The 10,757-nt window shown below is 68.1% G+C and carries 13 protein-coding genes; 6 read left to right on the top strand and 7 right to left on the bottom strand.

The window, feature by feature from the left end; genetic code table 11:
• Positions 1 to 121 precede the first annotated feature (121 nt).
• From MUG96_RS12400 to MUG96_RS12390, 3 genes are read left to right on the top strand one after another with little or no spacing between them, the layout of a single operon-like run.
• Positions 122 to 508, top strand: coding sequence for a DUF5820 family protein (locus MUG96_RS12400; RefSeq protein ID WP_246983237.1), 387 nt, complete (start codon positions 122 to 124; stop codon positions 506 to 508).
• Positions 509 to 533: 25 nt separating this feature from the next.
• Positions 534 to 986 carry a UPF0179 family protein gene (locus tag MUG96_RS12395; RefSeq protein ID WP_246983235.1) on the top strand — a complete coding sequence of 151 codons (453 nt, stop codon included), beginning with the start codon at positions 534 to 536 and terminating at the stop codon, positions 984 to 986.
• 28 nt (positions 987 to 1,014) lie between these two features.
• Positions 1,015 to 1,599, top strand: coding sequence for a cupin domain-containing protein (locus MUG96_RS12390; protein ID WP_246983234.1), 585 nt, complete (start codon positions 1,015 to 1,017; stop codon positions 1,597 to 1,599).
• A 41-nt stretch (positions 1,600 to 1,640) separates the two neighbouring features.
• Here the strand turns inward: MUG96_RS12390 and MUG96_RS12385 are convergent, their stop codons facing one another.
• Positions 1,641 to 2,429, bottom strand: a complete 789-nt coding sequence (locus MUG96_RS12385) for a M14 family metallopeptidase (RefSeq protein WP_246983233.1) — start codon at positions 2,427 to 2,429, stop codon at positions 1,641 to 1,643.
• A 67-nt stretch (positions 2,430 to 2,496) separates the two neighbouring features.
• Complete coding sequence (locus MUG96_RS12380; protein ID WP_246983232.1) at positions 2,497 to 3,027, bottom strand: DUF309 domain-containing protein; 531 nt, start codon at positions 3,025 to 3,027, stop codon at positions 2,497 to 2,499.
• A 347-nt stretch (positions 3,028 to 3,374) separates the two neighbouring features.
• Between MUG96_RS12380 and MUG96_RS12375 the strand changes: the two genes are divergently transcribed.
• Positions 3,375 to 3,860: a hypothetical protein gene (locus MUG96_RS12375; RefSeq protein ID WP_246983231.1), complete on the top strand. Its 486-nt coding sequence runs from the start codon at positions 3,375 to 3,377 to the stop codon at positions 3,858 to 3,860.
• Positions 3,861 to 3,874: 14 nt separating this feature from the next.
• Here MUG96_RS12375 and MUG96_RS12370 read toward each other — a convergent pair whose 3' ends face one another.
• From MUG96_RS12370 to MUG96_RS12350, 5 genes are all read right to left on the bottom strand, one after another.
• Positions 3,875 to 4,024 carry a hypothetical protein gene (locus MUG96_RS12370; RefSeq protein ID WP_246983230.1) on the bottom strand — a complete coding sequence of 50 codons (150 nt, stop codon included), beginning with the start codon at positions 4,022 to 4,024 and terminating at the stop codon, positions 3,875 to 3,877.
• Positions 4,021 to 4,308: a HalOD1 output domain-containing protein gene (locus MUG96_RS12365; RefSeq protein ID WP_256465383.1), complete on the bottom strand. Its 288-nt coding sequence runs from the start codon at positions 4,306 to 4,308 to the stop codon at positions 4,021 to 4,023. The genes MUG96_RS12370 and MUG96_RS12365 overlap by 4 nt, the downstream gene beginning before the upstream one ends.
• Positions 4,309 to 4,407: 99 nt before the next feature.
• A complete protein-coding gene (locus tag MUG96_RS12360) occupies positions 4,408 to 8,079 on the bottom strand; it encodes a PAS domain S-box protein (protein ID WP_246983228.1) in 3,672 nt (1,223 codons plus the stop codon).
• Between the two features lie 93 nt (positions 8,080 to 8,172).
• Positions 8,173 to 8,331 carry a DUF7576 family protein gene (locus MUG96_RS12355; RefSeq protein WP_246983226.1) on the bottom strand — a complete coding sequence of 53 codons (159 nt, stop codon included), beginning with the start codon at positions 8,329 to 8,331 and terminating at the stop codon, positions 8,173 to 8,175.
• Between the two features lie 9 nt (positions 8,332 to 8,340).
• Positions 8,341 to 8,952, bottom strand: a complete 612-nt coding sequence (locus tag MUG96_RS12350) for a MaoC family dehydratase (RefSeq protein ID WP_246983224.1) — start codon at positions 8,950 to 8,952, stop codon at positions 8,341 to 8,343.
• 252 nt (positions 8,953 to 9,204) lie between these two features.
• Between MUG96_RS12350 and MUG96_RS12345 the strand changes: the two genes are divergently transcribed.
• Together MUG96_RS12345 and MUG96_RS12340 are read left to right on the top strand one after the other, a co-directional pair.
• Positions 9,205 to 10,098, top strand: a complete 894-nt coding sequence (locus MUG96_RS12345; protein WP_246983222.1) for a bifunctional methylenetetrahydrofolate dehydrogenase/methenyltetrahydrofolate cyclohydrolase — start codon at positions 9,205 to 9,207, stop codon at positions 10,096 to 10,098.
• Positions 10,099 to 10,611: an NUDIX hydrolase gene (locus tag MUG96_RS12340; RefSeq protein ID WP_246983220.1), complete on the top strand. Its 513-nt coding sequence runs from the start codon at positions 10,099 to 10,101 to the stop codon at positions 10,609 to 10,611.
• Positions 10,612 to 10,757: the final 146 nt, after the last annotated feature.

Below are 10,757 nucleotides of genomic sequence, written 5' to 3'. Positions count from 1 at the left end.
GGGTTTAAATATTCCAGTTCCACGTCGGTCGTTTTGGACGGGTTTCGAGGGGGCGCCGGTGGCCCACCGCCGTCCGCCCCGAGACCACGACGTTCATGCCGGTCGTTGCACAAGCAGTGGCATGGCATTCGACGACCTCCCGGCGGGGTGGCAGGTCTGGAACAGCGAGGAGACGCGATCCATCCTCGCCTATCGCCCCGACGTGTTCGACAGCGAGTCGTTCCCAGCGCCCTGTCTACCGACGATCTATCTCAGTAAGGGACGGCGCGGCCGGCGCCCCGGTCAGCACCGACCGGCCCCGGAGGACCCCTGGTACGTCACGCTCTTTCTCGAACCCGACGTGAACCGCGACCCGGAGACGTTCGACTCCCGTGAGGCCGCCGTCGCCGGCGTACGGGACCTCGCTGCACGATTCGCCGCCGGCGAACTCGACTATCGCGCCCTCTACCAGGTCCCCCGCGAGGACTACCTCGACGAGCTCGACGAGCTGACGGGTCGGGGGACTTAACCGACCGGCAGGAGTACGGTCACGTATGGCGACGGTCACGCTCATCGGGACCCGGCTGGCCGAGGCGGGAACCGAGTTCGTCTATCAGGGGGAAGCGAGCGCCTGCGAGGGGTGTCCCTACCGGGACCAGTGTCTCAACCTCACTGTGGGCCGGCGCTACCGCGTGACAGAGGTCCGGGAGGGCGGGAGCACCCTCGACTGCGGCGTCCACGATACCGGCGTCACCGCCGTCGAGGTCGAACCCGCGCCGGTGCTGGCAAACGTCGACGCACAGTCCGCCTACGCCGGGAGCAAGGTCGCCCTCGAAGGCTCCTGTCCGTACACTGGCTGTCCCTCACACGAGTTCTGTGAGCCGGCGGGCGCCGAGTTCGACACCGAGTACCGCATCGACGACGTTCTCGGTGACCCACCGCACGACTACTGTATGCTGGACCGCGACCTGACGCTCGTGGAGTTCGCACCGCCCGAGGACGACTGACCGCACATCCGCGCCGACGCACGACGACATGGACATCGACGGCATCCGTCCGTACCGGGACGACGACGTCCTCACCAGCCCGCCGGCCGGCAAGACCATCCGATTCGACGGGAGACCCGACGACCCCGAGACCGACGCCCTCCAGTTCGATATGTGGCTGGCCGCGGACGGCTCGCGCGGCCCGATGTCTCACGTCCACCCGCGCCAGGACGAGGTGTTACGGGTCGTCGACGGTCGCCTCGGCATCGCTCACGAGGGCGACCGCCGCGTTCTCGGCCCGGACGAGGCGGTCACGATTCCGGCCGGCGACCGCCACCGTTTCTGGAACGCCGGCGACGACCGCCTCCATCTCCGGGGTGCGGTCGACCCTGGCCTCCGGACCGAGGCGTTCATGCGCATCACATACGGCATAGCCCGGGACGGCGCAGCCGTCACTCCCTCGGGGATGCCGCTCAACCTCTTGCGCCTCGCGGTCGTCCTCGACGAGTACGACGATATGCTCCTCCTGGCCGCGCTCCCCGGGTGGCTCCAGTTGCTCGGCGTCCGGGCGCTGGCGCCGCTCGGCCGGGCCCTCGGCTACGAGAACAGCTACCCGGAGTACCTGCCGCCGTAGCCACGCGAAGCGGGTCGCCGGCGGACGGCGCCCCGTGTCCGTCAGCCGTCGAGCGTCCCCACTTTATCCGCGGCGTAGCCGAACACGTCCTCGTAGCCGTACGGCGACATGAGGACGGGGTAGAACGACTCCTCGGCGACGTACTCCTCGTCGTCGGCAGCGGCGTAGACCTCGCCGGTCGTCACCCGCGTGAAGTTCGACGCGAACACCTCGTAGGCCTGTGCGGCGGCCTTCGGGACCGGTTCGGTCAGCCGGTAGACCGGCAGGTCCTGCCGGCGCTCCGTCCGTTCGGGGAGCGCGCCGGTCGCGCCGAGGAACTCCCTGGCGACCCTGAGGGCGTTCTCGGCCGCGGCGTCGCTGCCCTGATAGCCACACTCGACTTCGACCACTCGGCTCGTCACCTCGAACATCCGCCCCTCGGTGAAGTTGCAGGTCTCGACGATGCTGTCGACCGAGAGGTGGGGGCAGACCCTGCGTTCGTACTCGCCGACGCGGCTGACGAGCGCGAACCGGCCGCCGTAGGACTGTGTGGAGTGCATGGCGAGTACCTGACAGTCCGCGATCTCGCGGCCGAGTTCGTGGGCCAGCCGGCTCTCGTGGGTGCCGCCGTCGGGGTCGCCGGGGAAGGCACGGTTCAGGTCCTCTTCGACGTAGCGGGTGTCGGCGTCGATGGCTTCCTCGTTCGCGATGACGAACTTCACCGCGCGGTCGAGCGACGGTTCCTCGTCCAGCAACCGTTCGACGGCGTGGACGCCACACGGTTCGTCGCCGTGGATACCCCCGACGACCGCGATCTGTGCGGGCCCGTCACCCAGCGTCTCGACGCGCATTCGTTGTGTCCACAGTACCGCTCGGGACTTATTACTCGGTTGATTTCGACCGTAGGGCGATTGGCGGTCAGTGCTCGAGCGACTCGGCGTAGGCGAAGTCCGCGTCACGGGCCTCGGGCCGCTCGCCATCGAGAACGATCCGCCAGCCGTGGAGTTCGGTGGGGTCGTTCAGAGCGTTGGTCAGGGTCGTCCGCACGTCGAGCAGGTCGACCCCGTAGAAGTCGTTCGGGACGCCACGCAGGTACTGGAGGGCGGTCCGAAAGAGCGACCGCATCCCGTCGTCGTCGCCGGACTGCGTCCGGCTGCCAGAGGCGCTTCGCGCCTCGCTGTCCTCGAAATCGAAGTGCTTGTACGCGCCCGCGGCCACCTGGACCATCCCGTGGAGGAACTTGCTCTCCTGGCGGCCGCTGCCGTAGTTGTACCACTCGTCTTCGAAACAGTCGTGTGATTCGTGGAACTCGCCGCTGTTGAACAGGCGGACACCGTGAACCGTCGCGCGCCGGAGGGTGGCGTGTTCCCACTGCTCCCGGTCGGGGTGCCAGCCGGTCGGGTTGCCGGCAGGGGGCGCCACCGAGTCGTCGCGCGTGTGGTCGTCCATCGACTGGTCGTTGTGTGGCTGCCGTCGTCAATCCGTCGAAAAATGAGACACCCCGGCGGTTCCAACAGGGGCGGGGAACCGGTGGGTGCCGTTCTGGCGCGATGGCTCGGATCGGACCGGGGGGCGGTGGGTCCCCGGCCCGGGGCGAATCGGCGGCAGGTGTGACAGTGGTGCAGTCCGGACGGGCGATCCGGACGGCAGCTATCGGGTCTGGGACCCTGCCGACAGGGCGGCTGTCGGCACCTGAACGTACAGCGGGGGATGTAAAAACCGCGGCGAAGGGTCAAACCCTCGTTTAACCGAGCGGCCGGCCGAAGCTTTTGGTCATCGACACCGAACGCGACGCCATGCCACCGACCCGTCGGCGCACCGTTCTGGGCGCGCTCGCTACCCTGCTCGTCGCCGGCTGTTCGAGCCCCGGCGGGGGGACCGAAACCGGCGAGGGCGGAACGGTGACCGGGGACCTCGACCTCCGTGAGGCCAACGTCGTCGGCGTCGCGTACCGGACGGACGGCGGCGAGTACGAGTTCGACGTGACACTCCACCACGACGACGAGGGCGAGGACGGCTACGCCGACTGGTGGCAGATCGAACGGCTCGACGGCACGCAGCTCGCCCGCCGCGACCTCGCACACCCACACGCCACCCAGCCGTTCACGCGGTCGACACGCGTCTCGGTGCCCGAGGACGTGTCCTGTGTCGTCGTTCGCGGTCACGACCGGACCCACGGCTACGGCGGGGTCGCGATGGTCGTGAACCTCGACTCCGGTCGAATCACCGAACTCAGACAGGGAAGCGAGAAGGCGTCGGTCTCGGCGTCCGACTGTCCGTGACCCGACGGCCGGCGTCAGGGGTCGACCGTGACGACGGTGTCGGACTGCATCCAGGCCCGTTCGTTGTCGGTCTGCGTGAGCATGACGACGGTCTCGTCGCCCAGGTGGATCGATTCGAGCGTGACCGTCGGCTCGTCGACGCGCCCGTCGGCGGGGTCGCTCATGGTTCGACGAACGTCCCGCTCGCCGGGTCGAACCGCTCGCCGTCGATGTAGACCGTCCCGTCACCGTGGACCTGGACGCCGTTGCCGTCGAGCGTGAAGCCGACGTAAACGTCGTGGTTCGCGTCGTCGCGCCCGAGGAGGGCATCGAGTGCGTCCGGGTCGACTCCGTCGTACAGCGGCGTCTCCAACTCCATCGGGTCACACCCTCGTTTCGCTGCAATCGCCCTGAGGGCGGCACTACTCGGCGCCTGCACCTGTTCGTCCCCTGCGTTCGTCCGAGGCATCCCTACATCCCGTTCAACCGTTCTCCGAATGATTCTGATGTCGGTCTTGATGGACTCCCCCGCGAGAGCACAGCTATCATGATAGAACCGCCCCGCCGTTCACCGGTTCCCGAAGACGGTTTCGAGGAGTTTCCGCTGTGCCACCCGGAGGTGGTGGTTGAAAGTCGGCTGTGTGATGTCGAGCGAGGCCGCGATCTCGCGGCCGGTCTGTTCCTTGGGCGACTCGAAGAAGCCGCTCATGAACGCCGTTTTCAGCACCTCGAACTGCCGGTCGGTGAGGCGCTCGTCGAGTTTGCTCACCAGGCTCTCGGTCGTGAGTTCCGGCGTCGGGTTGTCCCGGCGGGCGAGGAGGTCGACTCCTGGGTACCGGGACTCCAGCTTCTCGATCAGGGGGCGGACGTCCGATTCGGAGGTGAGGCCGACGACGATCCGCGTCCGGTCCCCGTCGACCTCGATAGTCCGCGGACGTGCCCCCCACTCCAGCAGGGCTCCCGGCACGGTCTCGCCGGAGACCATCGCCCGGAACCTGCTCCCCTCGCTCCCCTCCGCCAGGAGCGAGACGTCGTCGACGGCGACGAGGTCCGACGCAGCCGAGAGGACCCGCTCGGAGTCGGGCGTGTCGGCGGTGAAAAAGACCGTCGTCGTCCCGCCCGCGCCCGGCACGAGTTCGGTGATCGAAAGCCGACACCCCACCTGTCTGGCGAGGCGGCCGAAGACGCCTTCGTCCTCGAGTTCCAGTTCGAGTTCGACCGCGCGGTCGGTCAGAAGGTCCTCGCGGGCTTTGATGGCGTTGATGGCGTGGCCGAGGGTCTCCCCGAGTTCTTCGAGGACGGTCCGGGACATCTCGTCCAGCGCCGCGGGGTCGGTCGCGTAGACCGTGAGCGCCCCGTAGACGACTTCGCCGTAGATCAGCGGGACGCTCACGGCGGCACGGTAGTCCCGTTTCAGCGCCTCCTTCCGCCAGGACCCCGAGCGGAGGTCCTTCGCGGCGTCCCCGACGTGAGTCGCCGCGCCGGTCTGCAGCGTCCGAACTGCCGGGAGGGAGTTCGATTCGGCCATCGACAGCGAGACGGCGTCGAGGTAGCCGTGGTCGTCACCGGCCCAGGTCCGCGGTGCCACCGACTCGCCGGCCCAGTCCTGGGTCCCGATCCAGACGAACGCGAACTGTTCGTAGCCTGCGAGGTGCTCACACACCGCCTGCTCGATCTCCTCTCGGGTCGAGGCCTGGATGACCGACTGGTCGAGTTCACGGATGATGTCGTTGATGCGTTTGAGGTGGGTGAGCTGGCGGTTGCGCTCCTTCAGGGTCCGGTCCTGTTCGCGGAGTTCCTGCTCGCCCTCGACCCGGTCGAGGGTGGCCTCCGCCGTCGCCGCGAACAGGTCGAGCACCCGCCGTATATCGGGCCCGAACGCCCGTTCTTCTGACGAGAGGGCGGCGAATACGCCGTGATCGCCCAGCGGCACGACGAGCCCGCTCTCCGCGCCCGCGTCGTGGAACTCGGACGGTTCGCCACGGTCGTCGAACGCGAGCGTCTCGTCGTCGAGGAACGCGGTCCAGACTGCCGCGTCGCGTCGCTCGAGGTCGGGCGGCCACTCGCCGTACAGTTCCTCGAAGGTCGGCGTCGCGGCACTGACCCGCAGTCTGCCGATTTCGGGATCGAACAGGAAAATCCCGACGCCCGCATCGAGCACGTCGCCCGCGGCGTCGACCACCCGCTCGCTGACTTCCGCCTTCGTCTCCGCGTTTATCAACTCCCGCGTCGACGCCTGGAGCGTCGTGAGGATGCGCTCCCGTTTCTCGCGCTCGATGGACGCGATGGCGTGGCCGAGGGTCTCCCCGAGTTCTTCGAGGACGGTCCGCTCGCGCTCGTCGAACGCCGACCCCCGGTCGGCGAACACGTGCACGACCCCGTAGGTCGTGCCCTCGTAGACTATCGGGATGGCGGCGACGGACTCGACGTCGTAGCCCGCCCTCCGCCAGGTGCGGAGCGTCTCCGAGGCCGACGAATCGTACGCGACCGCGCTCTCGGCGGTTTCGACCGCTTCGATGGCTTCGGGGCTCCCCGGCGCGGGGAAGAGACTCTCGACGGTCGCCGCCTCGACCCCGGAACTGACGCGAGTAGTGTAGTGACCGTCGGCGTCGAACCCCCCCAGCGTCGCGCAGTGATAGGCGTCGGCGGTCGCGAGACGGTCACAGACCGCCTGTTCGGCCTCCGCCCTGGTCGTCGCGTCGAGCAGGGCCTGGTCGATGTCCCGGATGACGGCGCTGATCCGGTTCAACTCCTCCAGCCGGCGTCGCTGCCGGTCGATCTGTCGCTCGCGCTCCACGTGGTCCGACACGTCCCGGCCGACGCCGGTCAGTGCGATCACGTCGCCGTCCTCGCCGATCACCGGGCCACCGCTGTAGTCGTACGGAATCCGCTCGCCGTCCTTGGTGAGCAGCGCCGACTCGACGTGGCTCACCGAGCGGTCCTTGATGACGTCGGCGATGGCCTCCTCGATGGCCGGTTTGTCCTCGTCGGGGACGAAATCGAGCGGCCCCATCTCGGCGATCTCCGCGTCGGTGTAGCCCGTCGCCTCGGCGAGCCGGTCGTTCCAGCGCAGGAAGTTCCCCTCGTCGTCGAACGTGTATATCACGTCGGGCACGGCGTTGAAGATGCCCTCCAGGAGCGCGGCCTGTTCGCGGAGTTCGCTCTCGCGTTCCCGGTCTTCGGTGACGTCCTCCATCGTGAGGACGACTCGTTCGACGGCGTCGTCGCCGGCGAACAGCGGAGCGGCGTTGAACCGGACCCACACCCGCTCGTCGTCCGGTCGTTCGACCTGCGCCACCCAGTCGTACACCGGCTCGCCGGTCGCGAACACCTGCGACGGCGGGAACGTTTCGGTCGGGATCGGGTTCCCGTCCTCGTCGTAGACGGACCAGACCGGGTCGTCGTACTCCCGCTCCTGCAATCCCGTCTCCGGAACCCCGAGGATGTCGGCGGCCCGCTCGTTCGCCCGCCGGATCTCGCCGTCGGCACCGACGACGCCGATCCCGATGGGGCTCGTATTGAGCAGTTGCTCGCGGAGATCCCGCTCCTGCTGGAACTGTCGTTCGCGCTCTTTCCTGTCGGAGATGTCCCTGACGACGCCGACGGTGCCCACGAACTCGTCGTCGACGAACAGGGGGGCGATCCGGCTCTCGCAGGGCACCGTCGTCCCGTCCGCCCGCTCGACGGTCAGTTCCATCGTCACCACCGACTCGGTGTCTTCCTCGACGAGGTCCTGCACGAGCTGGCTCCCTTTGTGCAGGTCGTCCTCGTCGATGATCGTCGAGACGTGCTCGCCGAGCAGTTCGTCGCGGCTGTAGCCACTGATGTCCTCGATTGCGTCGTTCAGGGCGACGAAACAGCCGTCCCGGTCGAACTGGTAGATACCGTCACGAACCGTGTTGACGATGGTGTCGTACCGTTGCCAGGGTTCCGATGCCGCGCCGCGTTCGAGGACGGCAGCCGCGCCCGCGTCTTTCAGTCGTTCCGGATCGTCCTCGCTGATGACGATTACCGGCGTCCCCGGTGCCGTCTCGCGGGCCTGCTCGACGAACGCCGCGACCGACATATCCGGGAGCTGTGAACCGACGACGAGGAAGTCCGGGGGCGACGAAGCGAGCCGATCGAGCCCCTCCTGTCCGGTCGTGACGACGGACTCGGCCGTCCCGCCGTCCCCGGCAGCCGCGGTCGCGTGCTGTACCCCCCGCGTCGCGACGAGGAGGACGTCTGCAGTGGATTCCATCCCGACCCCTCGGTTGTCGAATACCTCGCTCCCGGGGGGCAAAAGCCCGTCGCTCGTCGGCCTCCGTCCGGTCCAATCACTCGGGTTCGGCCGCTAATCGGTGCCGTCGGCCGCTTCCCAGGCGTCGCGGCACTCCGGGGAACAGAAGACGAAGAGCTCGACGCTCTCCCCGTCGTGGCGCGCGGCCGTCGGGTACCACTCGCTGGCGTCGAACTCCTCGCCACACCTGGCGCAGGTCTTCGAGTTCGTCACGGTTCGTCGTCAGCCCTCGATCAGGACAACCGCCTCGCCGTCGATACAGGTCTCGCCGTCGCTCTCGATGACGGTCGTCAGCCGGAACTGGCTGTCCCCGAGGTCCTCGACGATCCGGCAGGTCGCGGTCAGCTCCGAGTCCAGTTCGACCGGGGCCAGAAACTCCATGTCCTGGGAGAGGTAGACGACCGTCCCCGGCAGGCGCGCGAGCGCGGCACTGATGAGGCCGCCGACGAGTGTCCCGTGCGCGATTCGACCGCCGAAACGCGTCTCACTCGCTGCCGCCTCGTCGAGGTGAATGGGGTTCGTATCCCCGCTGGCGGCCGCAAACCGACGGACGTCCGCATCGTCCACCGACTTCGTGAACCGTACCTCGTCGCCCACGCCGAGTTCCGTGGCGTCCTCGACAGTCAGTTCCGTTTCCCAGCCGGGGCGGTCCTCGCCGGCTGAAATGTCCTCGCCGGTTCGTCGCTCGTCGGTTCCGGTGTCGGTGCCGGTCGGTTGGGACGCCGTGCTGAAGGCGGACATAGTCGCCTGTGACAGCGCCAGTGCATTCTTGAACATTCGTGACTGTGGCCACAGCATCGTACTGAGGAAGGTTTCTCGCCGTTCACTACTCATGATCTACCACTCCGGGTCGGTCGCCGGCGGCTGACGGTCCCGTCGGTCGGACCGCCCTACCTCCGCCCGCAACACTCGCCGTGCCGACGCCCATCGTATTTCGGCAGAGTGGACCATCCAGCAAATGGCTGATTGCGATATGGATAGCTCGGTGGAAACACGGACACTATCATGATAGCATTCTCGGAACTATCGTGTCGTGGTCGTCGCGAATCCGTGCGTTCAAGACCGTCGCAGTCCCGGCTATGCCTAATGACCGACGTCATCGACGGAAATGCGGTCGCCGAATCGGTCCGGGACGACCTCGGCGGCTGTATCGACACGCTCGCCGCTGCCGGCGTCACGCCGACGCTCGCGACGGTACTGATGAGCGACGACCCGGCCAGCGAGACGTACGTCTCGATGAAACAGCAGGACTGCGAGGAGGTCGGCATCGAGGCCCGGGACATCGAACTCGATCCGGACGCCCCAGCCGACCGGCTCTTCGAGACCATCGACGACCTGAACGCCGACCCCGATGTGAACGGGATTCTCGTCCAGATGCCGGTGCCGGACCACGTCGACGACCGGCGGGTTCTCAGGCGGATCGACCCCATGAAGGACGTCGACGGCTTCCACCCGGAGAACGTCGGCCGTCTCGTCGCCGGCAACGCCCGGTACAAACCCTGTACGCCCCACGGCGTCCAGAAGGTCCTGGCGGCCGCGGACGTCGAGACCGAAGGCGCCGACGCAGTCGTTGTCGGCCGGTCGGACATCGTCGGGAAGCCGATGGCGAACCTCCTGTTCCAGAAGGCCGAGGGTGGCAACGCGACGGTCACGGTGTGTCACTCCCGGACGGCGGACCTCGCGGCCAAGACCGGCGCGGCGGATATCGTCGTGGCTGCCGCCGGCGTCCCCGAGATGATCGATGGATCGATGCTCTCCGAGGGTGTGACGGTCATCGACGTCGGGATCAACCGCGTGGAGGCAGACACCGAGAAGGGGTACGAACTGGTCGGCGACGTGGACTTCGAGAGCGCGAAGGCGAAAGCCGGTGCCATCACGCCCGTTCCCGGCGGCGTCGGGCCGATGACCCGTGCGATGCTCCTCTACAACACGGTCAAGGCTGCGGGACTGCAGGCGGACGTCGACGTCTCCCTCCCCTGAATGACCGACCCGACGTTCGAGGACCTGGCCCGTCGGCCCGGCGTCGAGCGCCGCGAGACCGTCCACGAGGTCGGTCCCGACGCGTTCGCCGACACGCGCACGGACATCGATGCGGGGTTGACCTGGGCGGTCGGCGGCGTCGTCACCGACGCGCACGGTCGTATCCTCCTCGTGAAGGAGGGGGGCCGCTGGCTCGCACCGGGCGGCGAGGTCGAGGCCGGTGAGTCCCACGCAGAGGCGCTCGTCCGCGAGGTCCGCGAGGAGACCGGCGTCGACGCCACGGTCGAGGACCCTGTCGCGGCGACCGAAGTCACGTTCGTCGACGCGGAGAGCGACGACGAGGTCAGTTTCTACTTCGCCCACTACACCGCAACCGCGACGACGACGGCGCTCACGGACGACCCTGGCCTCGCGGACGAGGGAATCGAGCGCGTCGTCTGGGCCGACGAGGTGCCCGCCGAGACCGTCGACCGCGACGTGATCGTCGCGAACTCTCCAGCCGAACCCTTATAAGCGGTGACGGGACCAGTCGCGGCCGTGCCCTGACGAGTCGCCCGGCACGGTCGGGGCGAAAGCCCGAGGCGCCGCGCCGCGTGTCCCCACGCCTCGGCTGTTCGCCAGCGTGCACGAACAGGCCCAGCCCCGTCAGCCCCTGCGTC

This window comes from Halorientalis marina, assembly GCF_023028345.1.
Lineage (GTDB): Archaea > Halobacteriota > Halobacteria > Halobacteriales > Haloarculaceae > Halorientalis > Halorientalis marina.
The sequence above is the reverse complement of the archived record's forward strand: the minus strand, read 5'-3'. Positions and strand labels throughout refer to the sequence as shown.

Excerpts from the sequence above, each read along its gene's own strand:
- MUG96_RS12365 (WP_256465383.1), bottom strand. The coding sequence starts at position 4,308 with ATGCCTCGGACGAACGCAGGGGACGAACAGGTGCAGGCGCCGAGTAGT.
- MUG96_RS12360 (WP_246983228.1), bottom strand. The coding sequence starts at position 8,079 with ATGGAATCCACTGCAGACGTCCTCCTCGTCGCGACGCGGGGGGTACAG.
- MUG96_RS12400 (WP_246983237.1), top strand. The coding sequence starts at position 122 with ATGGCATTCGACGACCTCCCGGCGGGGTGGCAGGTCTGGAACAGCGAG.
- MUG96_RS12385 (WP_246983233.1), bottom strand. The coding sequence starts at position 2,429 with ATGCGCGTCGAGACGCTGGGTGACGGGCCCGCACAGATCGCGGTCGTC.
- MUG96_RS12370 (WP_246983230.1), bottom strand. The coding sequence starts at position 4,024 with ATGAGCGACCCCGCCGACGGGCGCGTCGACGAGCCGACGGTCACGCTC.
- MUG96_RS12375 (WP_246983231.1), top strand. The coding sequence starts at position 3,375 with ATGCCACCGACCCGTCGGCGCACCGTTCTGGGCGCGCTCGCTACCCTG.
- MUG96_RS12350 (WP_246983224.1), bottom strand. The coding sequence starts at position 8,952 with ATGAGTAGTGAACGGCGAGAAACCTTCCTCAGTACGATGCTGTGGCCA.
- MUG96_RS12340 (WP_246983220.1), top strand. The coding sequence starts at position 10,099 with ATGACCGACCCGACGTTCGAGGACCTGGCCCGTCGGCCCGGCGTCGAG.
- MUG96_RS12345 (WP_246983222.1), top strand. The coding sequence starts at position 9,205 with ATGACCGACGTCATCGACGGAAATGCGGTCGCCGAATCGGTCCGGGAC.
- MUG96_RS12395 (WP_246983235.1), top strand. The coding sequence starts at position 534 with ATGGCGACGGTCACGCTCATCGGGACCCGGCTGGCCGAGGCGGGAACC.
- MUG96_RS12390 (WP_246983234.1), top strand. The coding sequence starts at position 1,015 with ATGGACATCGACGGCATCCGTCCGTACCGGGACGACGACGTCCTCACC.
- MUG96_RS12380 (WP_246983232.1), bottom strand. The coding sequence starts at position 3,027 with ATGGACGACCACACGCGCGACGACTCGGTGGCGCCCCCTGCCGGCAAC.